The organism is Paenibacillus hemerocallicola, assembly GCF_006265175.1.
In the GTDB taxonomy this organism is placed as follows: domain Bacteria; phylum Bacillota; class Bacilli; order Paenibacillales; family NBRC-103111; genus Paenibacillus_AB; species Paenibacillus_AB hemerocallicola.
Window position 1 is genome coordinate 74,236 of record NZ_VDCQ01000027.1, and the last position, 13,829, is coordinate 88,064.

The following is a 13,829-nucleotide window of genomic DNA, read 5'->3' on the forward strand; positions in this document are numbered from 1 at the left end:
CATCGGCTTACCACGGCCTTCCGAAGAAAGGAGAGGAACCCGATGGCCAAAGTATTAGTCGTGGACGACGATCCGTATATCCGCGAGCTCGTCCGATTTTATTTGCGGGGAGAAGGCTTCGACGTGATGGAGGCAAACAACGGGATCGAAGCGCTGGAGATGCTGAACAAGACGCTCGCCGATATCGTCGTGCTCGATATTATGATGCCGGAGATGGACGGCTGGGAGCTGTGCCGGCGTCTGGCCGCCGAGTTCCCCGACATTCCGCTGCTCATGCTGACGGCAAAAGGCGAGACGGCCCAGAAGGTAAAAGGCTTCCAGCTTGGCACGGACGATTATCTCGTCAAGCCGTTCGACCCTCCGGAGCTTATCGTCCGCGTGAAGGCGCTGTTGAAGCGGTACCGGATTCAAGCCTCGCACAAAGTGCAGGCGGGCCATGTGGAGCTGAACCGGCAAAGCTTCGAAGTATACCGCGCAGGAGAACGCGTGACGCTTCCGCTCAAGGAGTTCGAGCTGCTGTTCAAGCTGGCGAGCCAGCCCGGCCACATTTTTACGAGAAACCAGCTGATCGATCAAATATGGGGCGGCGATTTCGACGGGGACGAACGGACGGTGGACGTCCATATTAAGCGGCTGCGGGAGCGGTTTCCCGAGGAGCAGTCCGGCTTTGCGATCATCACGATCCGGGGGCTCGGGTACAAGCTCGAGGCAAAGGAATGATCAAGACGCTGTACGTCCGCGTCGTGCTTACGTTTATCGCCGCCGTATTGCTCGGATTGGTCAGCTCGTTTTTCATCACGATGGGGACGTTTGCTCTGCTCAAGGAACAGATCGTGGAGGCCAGCTTCTCTACCTTGGAGAAAAAGGGCGAGCAAGTCGGCCGGATTGTTGAAGAAAACGGTCTCGATCTCGGAGAAGCGCTTATCCGAAAGGTCGAATCGATCGATGATTACGAAATCAAGCTGTATAACCGGGAAGGCTTGGCCGGAACGTTCGGATTGCAGAGAAACGATTTTTCCCTGGAGGTGTCGAGCGGGGAAGTAGGCGGCGTAATGGGCGGGGAACGTTACCGCAGCAATGTGGACAACCGCAATAAAATGGTTGTCGGTCTTCCTTTAAGCATCGACTCCGTCAGCTACGCTCTATTCATCCAGCCGTCCCAGGCGTTCGAAGAAAAGGTGCTGCGATGGATTGTGCTGTTCTCGCTCGGAATCGTCCTTCTCATAGGCAGCCTGTTCATCATCATTGCCGCGCGGTATTTGGTAAAGCCGCTGAGAGCGATGAAAGAAGCGACCGTAAGAATCGCCAAAGGCGATTACGATTTCGCCTTCGAGTGGAAGAAGCGGAAGGACGAGCTCGGCGAGCTTGTCCAAAGCTTCGATGAAATGACGCGAGACATCAAGCGGATGGAGCAAATGCGGCAAGATTTCGTATCCAACGTATCTCACGAGATCCAATCGCCGCTAACGTCGATATCCGGCTTCTCCAAGGCGCTGAAGCGCAACTCGATCCCCGAGGAGGAGCGCAACCGCTACCTCGATATTATCCAGACGGAAAGCGAGAGACTTTCCCGGCTGAGCGAGGATTTGCTGAAGCTGGCCTCGCTCGACTCGGAGCACCATCCGTTTGAGCCGCGCACCTTCGATTTGGACGAACAAATCCGCATGGTCGCCGTCGCCTGCGAGCCGTTATGGTCGTCCAAGAAGATCGAGCTCGATCTGGATCTTCCCCGAGCCAAGCTATGCGCCGACGAAGACCAGCTGAGTCAAGTGTGGATCAATCTGCTCGGCAATGCGATCAAATTTACGCCGGAGGGCGGAAAAATTACAGTAGCGATCCGGCACGGAACAGACCGGATCGAGGTCGACATCGCCGATAGCGGGATCGGGATATCCGCCGAGGATAGCGGGCGGGTGTTCGAACGGTTCTTCAAAGCGGACCGTTCGCACCAGAAACGGCAAAGCGGTAGCGGTCTCGGACTCGCGATCGTAAAAAAAATCGTCACCCTGCACGGAGGGACCATTCGCGTGGCCAGCGAGCCGGGACGTGGAACGATATTTACAGTGGAGCTGCCGAGCGTGCCCCCTCAGAAGAAGGAAACGGGCGGCAGATAGGCTTAGGCTGTCTTCGCGAGCCAGGGCGAACTGCTTCTGCAGTCGCCGAGAGCCCGGAGGCGGCTATTTGCCTTGCTCGGACCGCATTTACGAATAGGAAGGAGCATAACCTCCAAAACCGCTGAGCGGGTATGGAGGTTTCGTTTTTGTCACAAAATGTCCAAATTTTATTCATGCTCCGTTCATCTTGGTTCATGCTCCGTTCATACGGCGTCGGTATGCTGAATGACAACGAAACGAACAAAGGAGGGGTACCGGATGAAGGGCATTATCGGCTTTTCCATGAAAAACGTATCGGCCGTCATTATCGCCATCGCGCTGCTGTTCAGCGGCGGCATCTACGCGGCCACTACGCTGAAGGTGGAGAACATGCCGGACGTATCGTTTCCCATCGTCATGATCACGACATCGTATCCGGCGCCGCCGAAGGACGTCATGGACGAGGTGACGAAGCCGATCGAGGACAAGCTCGCCAACGTGGAAGGGCTGGACCTTTTATCGTCCACGTCCAGCGACAACATGTCGATGATTATCGCCCAGTTCGAGCAAAGCGTCGATGTGGACGAGAAGAAGCAGGAAATCGACAGCCTGCTGCAGGATGTAAGGCTGCCGGGAACCGCAGCGCGTCCGAAAGCGGCCACGTTCGGCTTCGCTTCGATCCCGGCCATGTACTTGGCGGTGTACGCCGGCGACGGCATGAGTCAGACCGAGCTCGACAAACTATATAAAGACGAGATCGGGCCGGGCTTCGAATCGATCAAAGGCGTCGATCATATCGATTCCGTCGGAGAAAGAGAAACGTCGGTGGACATTCAGCTCTCGGCCGACACGCTATCCTCCTATGGACTTACCCCGTCGCAAGTATCTGGCGCGATCAAGTCCGCCCTGTCGAACGGAGCGATCGGCTCGGTTGAGTTCGACGGCAACGCGAAGATGGCTCGCGTAACGGGCGATTTGGACAGCCTGTACAGCCTGGAAAACCTGGAAATCGCGTCGCCCAAGGGACAGACGCTGCTGTTGAAGGAACTGGCTCAAATCAAAGCCGTTTCCGAATCGGAGTTCATCGCCCGCATCGACGGCAAGCCGGCCGTCGGCATTCATTTGTACAAAACGAGCGACGCCAACGCGGTCGATTTCTCCGACGCCGCAAACGAGCTGATCGCCAAATGGGAGCAGCAGCTGCCCAACGTCACCTTCAAGAAAGTATACGACAGCGCCGACGACGTGCGGGAATCGATCAGCGGGCTGTTGAAGGAAGGCATTATCGGAGCGGTGCTCGCCTCCTTGATGATTTTGCTGTTTTTGCGCAACGTGCGGATGACGCTGATCGTGCTCGTATCCATCCCGTTGTCCGTGCTTATTACGCTTCTCCTGATGTCCTATTTCGGCATTACGCTCAACATCATGTCGCTCGGCGGCATGTTCATCGCGATCGGGCGCATCGTCGACGACAGCATCGTCGTCATCGAGAATACGTTCACGAACCTGCAGAAGGCGCAGGAGCGCAACGAATCGGTCATCCTGAACGCGACGCGCCAAGTGGCGATGGCCATCACCTCGTCCACTTTGGCGACCGTCGGCGTATTCGCTCCGATCGGCATGGTAAGCGGCATCGTCGGAGGCTTCTTCCGTCCGTTCGCGGTAACGGTCGCTTGCGCCCTGCTGGCGTCGCTGCTCGTGGCGCTGACCGTTATCCCGATGATGGCGAAGCTGCTCGTGCTGCGCAGCGGGAAAATCGGCCATCACGACGAGAACGCAAAAAGCAAGCTGACGACGCTTTACGAACGGGCGCTTACCTGGTCCCTTTCCCACCGCATCAAGACGCTGCTCGTCTCGGGGCTGCTGTTCGTCGTGACCGTCGCGGTAACCGTTCCGATGCTGAAGGTCGCCTTTATCCCGGACAGCAGCGCGGAGCGGCAGATGAGCTATACGATCAAGCTTCCGTACGAGACGTCGCTCGAGAGCACGGATCAGCAGACGAGCCAAATCGAATCGATGCTTCGCGAGGCAAAGGACGCCTCGGGAGAGCCGCTATTCACCTTCGTCGAATCGTTGGTCGGTTACAACAACGATGACGAACAGGTAGCCTATATCGCGCAAATTTATACGGAAGTGAACGCGAATGCCGAACCGGATCAGGTGAAGAAGCAGTTCGGCGATATGATTTTAGCCGGATTGCCCTCGGGTTCGGAAGTGACTCCGGGTTCGCTTGCGGGGGGAGGCGGCGGGTTCAGCTCCACCGATTTCTCTTATTCGCTCAAGGGAGACGATCAGGAGGCGCTCGTACGGTCGGCGGCTGTCGTGAAGGAGAAGCTGAAGGAGTTTCCGGAGCTGACCGACGTAAAGGACAGTCTGAGCGACTCGAAGACCGAAGTGAAAATTACGGTGGATCAGGCGAAGGCAAGGTCGTTTGGGCTTAGCGCGGCTACCGTAAGGGAATCGGCAAGGGCATGGATTCAAAAAGAAGAGCTCGGCGATCTCAAATTCGACAACGTTTTGTACACGACGACGGTGCAATTGGCCAAATCGGACAAAAACTCGTTGGAGCAGCTCGGCAAAATGCCTCTTCAGGCATCGAACGGATCGATCATATATTTGAACGAAATCGCAAAGCTCCAGGAGGTGCAGGCGCCGGCCGCTCTGTCGCGCGAAGACCGTTCGCAAGTTGTCAAAATTACGGCAGGCATCGACTCCGCGGACAAAGGGACGGTAAGCAGCAGAGTGTCGCTCGCCTTGGCCGGCGTCGAGCTGCCGGAAGGGGTCTCCCGCGAGGTGAAGGGCGTAAGCGCGGATATTGAGGAAAGCTTTACGCAGCTGTTCGTCGCGATGGCCGTGGCGGTCATGATCGTTTACTTGATTATGGTGCTGGCGTTCGGCAATGCGAGCGCGCCGTTCGCGATTTTGTTCTCGTTGCCGCTGGCCGTTATAGGCGGATTGCTCGGTCTGGTCGTGTCCGGGGAATCGCTCAATATTACGTCGCTGATCGGATTCATGATGTTGATCGGAATCGTCGTGACGAATGCGATCGTGCTGATCGACCGGGCGCAGCAGCTCCGCAAGGAAGGGTATACGGTGCGCCATGCCCTGATCGAGGCCGGTTTGGTCAGATTGAGACCGATTATTATGACGGCGGGGGCCACTATTGTCGCGATGCTGCCGCTGGCACTCGGGTTTTCGCACGGGACGCTCATTTCCAAAGGATTGGCTGTCGTCGTAATCGGCGGTTTGACGACGTCCACGCTGTTGACGCTTGTCGTCGTTCCGGTCGTCTACGAGCTGATCGAAGCGTTCAAATCCAGATTGGCCGGTCGCTATCAGCGTAAACCGGCGGTCGAATCCGGTACAAATATGGGAATATAGGGGGATCAGCGATGAAATCATGGGATCTCGTACGAAACGGCGGCAGCCGCGGCGGCTTGCGGGCCGCAGGCGTGCTAATGCTGGCCGCGGTATTGGCGGCGGGATGCTCTGCGCCCGGCGGAGCCGACCCGACAGCCGCCCCGGCAGCCGCCTCGGCGTCAAGCCGGGTCAGCATCGAGAAAATCGGCAAGCAAAGCATGGGCGAGCCCCGCGAGCAGGTAGCGAATGTGACGGCAGCGACGCAGCTGGACGTATCGATAATGGCCGAAGGAAAGGTGCTGGAGGTGCTGAAGAAGAACGGCCAGCGGGTCGAGGCGGGCGAGACGATCTTGCGGCTCGATGCCAAAGACGCGATCCTGCAGAAGGAACGGGCGGTCTCTTCGCTCGGCAGCGCGCAGCAATCGCTCGCCAAATCGTCCGAGGATTTGAAAACGAATCGAACCGATATGCAGAACTCGATCGTGAAAGGCGAGCAGCAGCTGCAGGAGCTGGAGAAGGATTACAACAAATTGCGAAACGATTACGACGCCGGAGCCGTCGCCAAGCGGCAGGTCGAGCAGATGGCCAACCAGCTGGACAATGCGCGAAGGGAGCTTGACGCCGCTCGGCAGAAGCTGGCTGCGCTGGATAAGACGAACTCGCTGGCCGCGCTTCAGGCACAGGTCGAGGCTGCGCAGCTGACGCTGCGGGATGCCGAGGAAACGCTGGGCGATTACGAGATCAAAGCTCCTACGGCAGGCATTTTGACGGACATGATCGCGGAAGCGGGCATGACCGTGTCGCGAGGGACCAAGATCGGAGTCGTACAAAGCCTCGACAAGGTGAAAATCAAAGCCGATCTGACGGAAGGCGCGGCCAAACTGGCCCGGGGCAAGCAGGAGCTCGTCTTCTATTCCGCAGACAATCCGTCCGGCAAGCAGAAGGCCGACATAACATATTTGTCCGAGCTGATCAATGCCCAGACGAAAACGTTCGCGCTGGAGCTTACAGCCGACAACCCGGACGGCGCGTGGAAGCCCGGTTCTCGGGTCCAAGTGCAGCTGACGACACCCGAGGAGGAGACCGTCGTTGCCGTGCCGACGATGAGCATCGTGAGGGAAGGCGGGGATACGTTTCTGTTTCTGCTGAAGGGCGACCAAGCGGAGAAGCGCAAGGTGAAGCTCGGCCGGTTGCACGGCTCCTACCAGGAAGTGCTGGAAGGAGCGAGTGCGGACGAGCAGCTGGTCGTCTCCGGTCAGCATCAGCTGAAGGACGGCCAAAAAGTGGAAGTGAAACAATGAAGCTTACACCGAACTTGAAGGAGGCTCACCTATGAAAAGTGCAAAACGTTGGAACACGACGTTCGCGACCGTTGTCCTGTCCGCCTCGCTCCTGGCCGCTTCGCTGCCGGTTTATGCAGACGCCCCCTGGAGCTCTGCCGTGTCCGGCACGCCTGGCACCGTCTATGCGCTCTCGAATTCGATCGGTGCCGAGCTGAAAACGATCGCCGTCAACAAAGGGGCCGACGGGACAAAAATAGCGGCGGTGATCCGCTTGCGCAACGACGGCGCCGCCCGTTCCCGGGTACCCGACTTCGAGCTGCGGGCGACTTCGGCCGACGGCATCGAATACGCGCTGACGGCAAGCTCGACGAACGCGCGCTCCTTGATGGGGAAGGAGAGCGCCGACCTGACTTATCTCGTCACCGTGGACCGGCAGGACGAGCTCGGGCTGACCGGACTGAAATTCGTAGAAGTGGACGAATACGTCTATCCGAAGCTGGAGACGACTATGCTGACAATCCCGATGACGCGCGTGTGGAATTCGGCGAAATCCGATTTCGAGCAGCCCGCGGAGCCGATCGCATGGGGAGCGCCATTCACGGTCCCCGGCTCGGATTCCCCGATCGTCTACACCCCGGTCGGTTATACGGAAGACAACGGTTCGGAGGCGCGTGCTTACGTCGTTACATTGCTTGCGGAAAATAAAGGCGGCATCGGCGAAACGGTCGAAGAGTTCCGATTGGACGGCAAAGCGGCCGATAAAACGTACGCCGGCCAGCGTATAGAGAAAGAACCGGTAACGCTGGCAGCCGGGGAGAAGAAGTACGTTCGTTTTAGTATCCCTGCCGAGTCGGGAACCGTTCTGGACAGCCTGCTGCTGATGACGAACGGAACGTTCGCCGCGGCCGGACAGCCTGCGGTGACGTTCGAGGCGGGTGCGCAAAAAATAGCCGTCCCGTCCGTCCGAACCGAGCCGGTAAATACGAACGAGTCCTATGCGACGGGGACACCGATCGCCTTCGACCCGCTCAACCGTCTGATCGCCGCCGATACGGAAGTGTCGCTCGTCGAGCTTCATATGCACGATAACGAAGGAGCGGGCTTCAAAAGCGTCGTAGCCAAGTTCAAGCTTTATAATAAAGGCAGTTCGACTTCCGCGCTTCCCGCCTTCGGAGCGGAAATCGTCGGTACGGACGGAGCCGCTTACGCGGGCAGCCGCCAGGCGCAAACGCCGGCCGTTATGATGCCGAATCTGAGCTACGTCGTCAGCTATTCGTTTATGGTGCCGGCGACGGAGAATGGCGAGCGGCTCGCGGTCCGTCTGCTGGACAGCCAGTCGGCGGCGCCTTACAGCAGCACGATCGCTTCGATCCGTGCCGAGGTAGGGGAGGAAGCCGAAGGTTCCGCGTTGTCCTTTTACCCGTTCAACCTAAAGATCGATTATTGGACCGTGAACGGCATGTACAACGCGGCGACGGGCTACTCGTACCGGATGAAGCTGGACCTGGACGTGGAGCAGGTCGATAACGTAGTGGCCGACGCCGGCTTCTCGAAGCTGAAAATCGAGCTGACCGACACATTGGGCCGCGTTATCGGATCGCAATCGGTTCCGTTTACCGGAACGAATAAGCTTATTAGCGGGGAGCAGACGATTTCGTTCTCCAACATCTATACGGATAACTACCAATATCCGCTGGTAGTCAAGCTGTACGAGTCGATCGACACGCCGAACGGCGAGGCGAACCGGCTCGTGAAAACGCTGAAGCAGTGAGGCGGTAGACCGCCGGCATAACCGAAACAGGCTTTTCCCGCGCAGGTTGCTCTGCTGCAGGGAAAGCCTGTTTGGCGTGATCGGCCGGTCTTAATGCTTGTGCGTATTCGCTCCGCCCCGGTTATCGTCGTCATGATCGTGACGGTGAAGATGTTCATGCTCATTCGCGTGCTTGTGATCGTGCTTGTGATCGTGCTTGTCGTGCTGATGCCCATGCTTATGATCGTCATGAACATGCTTATGGTCGTGATGGTGATGATCATGCTCATGATCGTGGTGATGTCCATGCTCATGATGGTCGTGGTCATGATGATGGTCATGCTCGTGATCATGATGATGATGGTGATGGTGCTCATGGACATGGGCTTGTTCAGCATGTATATGCTGAGTGGCCGTCCATTTCGGGATATAGGCGTCGGCCGTACCGACGACGACGCGCAGCACGTTCGGCTGGTTCGGCAAGTCGCGCGTTCCGGCGCCGTAGCCGATCGTCTCGACGACCATCGGCGGAAGCCCTTTGGAGAAATCGTTCACGACGGCGGCTACGATCCCCGCACCGGTCGGAGTCGTCATCTCCATCGCATAGTCGGTCGGGGCGATCGGAAGTCCGCGCATCATTTCGAGCGTAGCCGGTGCGGGTACCGGATACAAGCCATGGTCGCATCTGACCGTTCCGGAGCCGAGCGGGACGGGAGAGCAGTAAATCGTCTCGGCCTGCAGCGAATCGAGCGCCAGCGCGACGCCGATCACGTCGACGATCGAATCGATCGCGCCTACCTCGTGGAAATGCACCTTCTCGAGCGGAATGCCATGGATCTTGCCCTCGGCGATTCCGATTTTTTCGAATATGGCGAGGCTGTACGCGGTGACCCGCTCGTTAAAGCCGGCCGCCCGGATCATTTTGACGATATCCGAGTAATGCCTGTGAAGGGTAGGCCGTTTGTTCGGATCGAGCGCTACGTCCATCTTGAGCGCGGAAATCCCTTTTTTGTTTACACGCTTCCACTGCAGCTCGAACGGCTCGATGCGAATTTTTTGCAGCTCGCTCTCGACATACGCCCGATCGGCGCCGGCGTCTACGAGCGCGGCCAGCGTCATATCGCCGCTAATGCCGGAGAAGCAATCGAAATATACGACTCGCACGCAACATTCACGACCTTTTCGACATATTTTTGTTAATGATTCCGGCGCTGTAGCCCGCTCCGAAGCCGTTATCGATATTGACGACCGTGACGCCCGTCGCGCACGAGTTCAGCATCGTCAGCAGCGCCGACACGCCGTGGAAGCTGGCTCCGTAGCCGATGCTGGTCGGTACCGCTATGACGGGCTTGGACACCAATCCGCCGACGACGCTTGCCAGCGCGCCTTCCATCCCGGCGACTACGACGATGACGTTGGCGCCGCGGATAACGGGCAGCCTCCGGAACAGCCGGTGTATGCCGGCCACCCCGACGTCGTATACTTTCTCCACATGGCTGCCCATGCATTCGATCGTGATCGCCGCTTCTTCGGCGACGGGCATATCGGATGTGCCTGCGCATACGACCGCGACGTACCCTTCATGCACTTTCAGAATCGGCTTCTTGAACCAGGTGAGAGCGCGCGCGGAAGCATGGTACGTCGCGCCCGCGACGGCGGCGAGCACCGCCTCGGCTTTGTCCGTATCCACCCGGGTGGCCAGCACCCGGTCGGAATGCTCGGTCAGCCGCTTGAAGATGGCGACGATCTGCTCGGACGTCTTGCCCTCGCCGTAAATGACCTCCGGAAAGCCGGTCCGCTTCTCCCGTTCGACGTCGAGCTGGGCGAAGCCGAGGTCGTCGACTTTGCCGTTCGTCTCGGCCTGCGCGATTTCCTCGATTTGCCGCTTCGCTTCCTCGACGTCGAGATCGCCGGCCTGCAAAAGCTTCAGTACGTGCTCCAAATGCATCATGTTGCCGCTTCTTCCTTCACGACGACGGGCAGCTCCTTCTTCAGCACGGCATTCATGCTGCCGGTCCGGTAGCCGGCCAGATCGAGCGTGACGTACGTAAAGCCGAGCGATGTGAATTTTTGATGGATTTGCTCGTTCAATTCGATCACCTTCGCCAATTCGTCGGGCATCACTTCGATGCGCGCGATTTTGTCGTGATGACGGACGCGGACTTGCCAAAATCCGAGCGCGTACAAATAGTCTTCCGCTTCGTCGAGCTGGTCGATCTTGTATTTCTCGATTTTCGTGCCGTACGGAATCCGCGAGGACAAGCAGGCGAACGAAGGCTTGTTCCACGTCTTCAGGCCGAGCTCCTTGGACAGCTCGCGGATTTCCGCTTTGAGGAAGCCCGCTTCCTGCAGCGGACTGCGGACGCCCTGCTCCGTCTTGGCCTGGAGGCCGGGACGGTAATCGCCGAGATCGTCCACGTTCGAGCCGTCTACGATAAACGGATAGCCGAGCTCCTTGGCCATCGACTGCAGGTGCGAGTATAGGCCGGTCTTGCAATGGTAGCACCGGTCCGGATTGTTGGCCACGAACGATGCATTCTCGAATTCCTTCACTTCCGTCTTGTGCAGCTGTACGCCCATTTCCTCGGCGATTTGCACCGCGGCATTAAACTCGCGCGTCGGAAACGTCTCCGAAGCGGCCGTTACGGCCAATACCTGATCGCCAAGCTCCTGGTAAGCGCGCTTCAGCACGAACGTGCTGTCCACGCCTCCGGAGAACGCGATCAGGACGCGGCCCATATCTCGAAGGATGGAGCCAAGCCGCTCATCCTTTTGTTGAAGCGTCATTCCGGTTTCCATGAAGTCCCCTCCCGGACGCCGCTTGGGCCATCAATCGCCTGCAAGCGGTTCGTTTCTACGGACGAAAGTCCTGATGTTTACCCGCATCTATTAGTGTAACATACCGGCGTGACTCCCGAAACAGCGCCGCAAATGAAGATCGGATGAAAAAAACGGCCGCGTCACAAGGTCAATCCTTGAAATAGCCCGGAAACTGCTCGCGCAGCCGGGGGAACTCCGAGTCCAGCTTGCCCAAATGATGCTCGAGCAGCTTGACGACGCCGTTCTCGTCCCGTTTTTTTAACCGTTCGAACAGCTCCTCGTGTTCATGGACCAGACTCTCGGTCAAGACCAGCTCCTTCATCGCCAAATATCTGAACCGGTTCAGATGGCCCCGCATATGGTACACGACCTCGAGCAGCGTTTCGTTGCCCGCCAATTGAAGGATGCACCTGTGAAATTCCTCGTCCAGCCGAAGAAATTCGACGACATCCTGCTGCTCGGCCGCTTCGCCCTGCTCCCGCAGCAGTCTGCCGATCTGCTTCTCCGCTTTGGCGTAGCGCTCGGTTTCCCGCCAATCTCCCGCCGCAAGCCGGAAGGCGCTGCTCTCCAAGCTCAGACGCACGAAGCTGCTCTCCTTTACCTTGAGCTCGGAAATGTAGGCTACCTGCTTGTTGCGCTGGGGGAGAATGTCGACCAGCCGCTCGGAGACGAGCAGTTGCAAAGCGTCGCGAATCGGGGTGCGGCTAATATGCAGGGAGTCGGCCAACTCGTTCTCGTAAATCGTTTGCCCGGGCTCGAGCCGCAACGTAATAATCGCATCCCGGATCGTTTCGTAGGCTTGCTCGCCCAGCGATTTTCCGCTGGAAACCGCAGATGTGAAGCGCATTCCTCATTCACCGCTTTTCCGAATATACCCTGAGTATACGTGTATACAAGTATACAAGTCAACGGCCGATTCGCGCCGAGCCCGTTTGCCGCGTCGGCTTTCCCGGAGCATACCGCTCGCAACCGAACAAATCGACACCTTTTCCAACAAGTTCGAACCTTCTTTTCCGCCCCCGCCTTCGCTACAATGAGAGCATAAGCAGCGGTCAGGCATGGATTGTTGCCTCTTTCGTGATATAATAGAAGGAATTCCATCAGAAAGCGGGAAACTACATGTCGACCAAACCTGTGCTTCGCAAGCCGGAGTGGCTCAAAATCAAGCTGCCGGCCGGCGACGATTACGATAATGTCAAGGAATTGAAGGATACGATGCGTTCCCGGACGCTACATACCGTCTGCGAAGAGGCGAAATGCCCGAACATTCACGAGTGCTGGGCCAACCGTACGGCTACGTTCATGATATTGGGCGATATTTGCACGCGGGCGTGCCGTTTCTGCGCGGTCAAGTCCGGTCTGCCGACCGAGCTCGACCTGCAAGAGCCGGAACGGGTAGCGGAAGCCGCGGAGCAGATGGGGCTGCGCCATTGCGTCGTCACCTCGGTGGCGAGAGACGATTTGGCGGACGGAGGCGCGACGATATTTGCCGAGACGATCCATGCGATCCGCAGACGGCTGCCGTTCTGCTCGGTCGAGGTGCTCATCCCGGATTTTCTCGGGAACGAGGATTCCCTTCGCATCGTGATGGACGCGAAGCCGGACATTTTGAACCACAATATGGAGACGGTCGAACGTTTGTCCGACCGGGTTCGCTCGAAAGCGAAATACGATCGCTCCTTGGAGCTTCTTGCCCGTTCCAAACGGATGAATCCGTCCATCCCGACGAAGTCCAGCATTATGCTGGGCGTGGGCGAGACATGGGACGAAATTTTGCGGACAATGGACGATTTGCGCGCCGTCGATTGCGACATTATGACAATCGGCCAATATTTGCAGCCGACCAAGCAGCATCTGCGGGTGGTGGAGTATTATACGCCGGAGCAGTTCGCCCTGTTGAAGGAAGAAGGCATGAAGCGGGGCTTCCGCCATGTCGAATCCGGACCTCTCGTGCGTAGCTCCTACCATGCTCACGAACAAGTGAAGTCGGCGCATGCGCATTCCTGATCGACATTTCCGCAAACCGGGCGCAAGGAGGGAATTCCTTTGATTCATATCGGCGGCAAAACGTATGAGCTCGTGCAGGAGAACAAAAACGGATACAATTTCGAAGCTTTCCGGGACCGTTTCAGCGAAGTGCTCGAGCGTTACGACTACATCGTGGGCGATTGGGGCTACAGTCAGCTGCGGTTGAAAGGCTTTTTCAAGGAAAGCAACAAAAACGGCAACAAGGATACGTGCGTTTCCGGCATTCACGATTATTTGAACGAATATTGCAATTTCGGCTGCGCTTATTTCATTCTGCGCAAGGTGAACGGCGCCAAGCCGCAGACGGAGCCGGGAGCGCAGCAAGCTCCGTCCGAGTCTCAGCAGCAGCCGAACGCGGCGGGTCCGAAGCAGACGAGCCCGGGCACGCCCCAGCAGCAACCGCATCCACGACCGGAACGTCATGAGCGCCACGAACGGCCCGCACGCCAGGAGCGTCAGCAGCCGACGAAGTAACAGCTTCATGTAAAGCATTCG

At 57.9% G+C, this 13,829-nt stretch carries 10 protein-coding genes and 1 pseudogene; 7 read left to right on the forward strand and 4 right to left on the reverse strand.

The features are described from left to right. Window positions 1–42 precede the first annotated feature (42 nt). From FE784_RS19500 to FE784_RS19520, 5 genes are all read left to right on the forward strand, one after another. Entirely contained in the window at window positions 43–720 is a 678-nt protein-coding gene (locus FE784_RS19500) for a response regulator transcription factor (protein WP_139603892.1), read from the forward strand. After that, window positions 717–2,114 (forward strand): sensor histidine kinase, encoded by a 1,398-nt coding sequence (locus tag FE784_RS19505; protein ID WP_139603893.1) that lies wholly within the window; start codon window positions 717–719, stop codon window positions 2,112–2,114. Before FE784_RS19500 ends, FE784_RS19505 begins: the two co-directional genes overlap by 4 nt. Before the next feature lie 258 nt (window positions 2,115–2,372). Further along, entirely contained in the window at window positions 2,373–5,474 is a 3,102-nt protein-coding gene (locus tag FE784_RS19510; protein ID WP_139603894.1) for an efflux RND transporter permease subunit, read from the forward strand. Window positions 5,475–5,485: 11 nt separating this feature from the next. Continuing rightward, the gene (locus FE784_RS19515) at window positions 5,486–6,754 is read left to right on the forward strand and encodes an efflux RND transporter periplasmic adaptor subunit (protein ID WP_139603895.1); all 1,269 of its coding nucleotides are present in this window, start codon (window positions 5,486–5,488) and stop codon (window positions 6,752–6,754) included. Window positions 6,755–6,785: 31 nt separating this feature from the next. Beyond that, a complete protein-coding gene (locus tag FE784_RS19520) occupies window positions 6,786–8,507 on the forward strand; it encodes a hypothetical protein (protein WP_139603896.1) in 1,722 nt (573 codons plus the stop codon). Between the two features lie 90 nt (window positions 8,508–8,597). On the opposite strand, the gene larC is transcribed toward FE784_RS19520, so the two are convergent. From larC to FE784_RS19540, 4 genes are all read right to left on the reverse strand, one after another. Next, window positions 8,598–9,650 (reverse strand): nickel pincer cofactor biosynthesis protein LarC, encoded by a 1,053-nt coding sequence (gene larC, locus FE784_RS19525; RefSeq protein ID WP_139603897.1) that lies wholly within the window; start codon window positions 9,648–9,650, stop codon window positions 8,598–8,600. A gap of 7 nt (window positions 9,651–9,657) precedes the next feature. Then, window positions 9,658–10,437, reverse strand: coding sequence for a nickel pincer cofactor biosynthesis protein LarB (gene larB, locus FE784_RS19530; protein WP_139603898.1), 780 nt, complete (start codon window positions 10,435–10,437; stop codon window positions 9,658–9,660). Further along, complete coding sequence (gene larE, locus FE784_RS19535) at window positions 10,434–11,285, reverse strand: ATP-dependent sacrificial sulfur transferase LarE (protein ID WP_139603899.1); 852 nt, start codon at window positions 11,283–11,285, stop codon at window positions 10,434–10,436. Before larE ends, larB begins: the two co-directional genes overlap by 4 nt. A 169-nt stretch (window positions 11,286–11,454) precedes the next feature. Next, a complete protein-coding gene (locus FE784_RS19540; RefSeq protein WP_139603900.1) occupies window positions 11,455–12,153 on the reverse strand; it encodes a GntR family transcriptional regulator in 699 nt (232 codons plus the stop codon). Window positions 12,154–12,419: 266 nt separating this feature from the next. Here FE784_RS19540 and lipA point away from each other — a divergent pair. After that, window positions 12,420–13,313: pseudogene (gene lipA, locus FE784_RS19545) on the forward strand (lipoyl synthase); the annotation flags it as partial. A gap of 39 nt (window positions 13,314–13,352) precedes the next feature. Next, on the forward strand, window positions 13,353–13,808 hold the full coding sequence (locus FE784_RS19550; protein WP_139603902.1) for a YutD family protein: 456 nt from the start codon (window positions 13,353–13,355) through the stop codon (window positions 13,806–13,808). The last annotated feature ends 21 nt before the right edge of the window (window positions 13,809–13,829 follow it).